This window comes from Phytoactinopolyspora endophytica, assembly GCF_004138495.1.
Taxonomy (GTDB): Bacteria; Actinomycetota; Actinomycetes; order Jiangellales; family Jiangellaceae; genus Phytoactinopolyspora; species Phytoactinopolyspora endophytica.
In genome coordinates this window covers 159981-160401 of record NZ_ML142857.1, presented here as the reverse complement: position 1 = coordinate 160401, position 421 = coordinate 159981, and the positions used below count along the sequence as shown (strand labels likewise).

The window sequence follows — 421 nt, the reverse complement described above, 5'->3', positions numbered from 1 at the left end:
CCGCTGGGCGCCGGCGCGCTGATCGACGCCGTCGTCGTGGACGGCGGCACCGCCTATGTCTCCGGTCAGGTCGCCTTCGCCGGACCCGACGGCCCGTTGCTGGGCAAGGTCGGGAGCGACCTCGACGCCGAGAAGGCCGCGGGTGAGGCCGGTAAGGCCGTGGCGAACGGTCTGTACCGGCTGATCGAGACCTTCGGGTCGCTGGACGTGGTGCAGCGGGTGCTGAAGCTGACTGTGTTCGTCAACGCCACCGCTGAGTTCACCGAACAGCCCGCTGTGGCCAACGGCGCCAGCCGCGTGCTGATCGACGTCCTCGGCGACCGTGGCCGGCATGCCCGTTCGGCCGTCGGTGTCGCCAGCTTGCCGCTGGGTGTCCCGGTCGAGGTGGAACTCGTGGCGAAGGTGGCGGGCTGATGCGGCT

The 421-nt window shown here is 70.8% G+C and carries 1 protein-coding gene; it reads left to right on the top strand.

Annotated features, from left to right (window positions below):
• A partial coding sequence (locus tag ELR45_RS18560) for a RidA family protein (protein WP_165367902.1) occupies nt 1–414 on the top strand: 414 nt, incomplete at its 5' end.
• Nucleotides 415–421 lie beyond the last annotated feature (7 nt).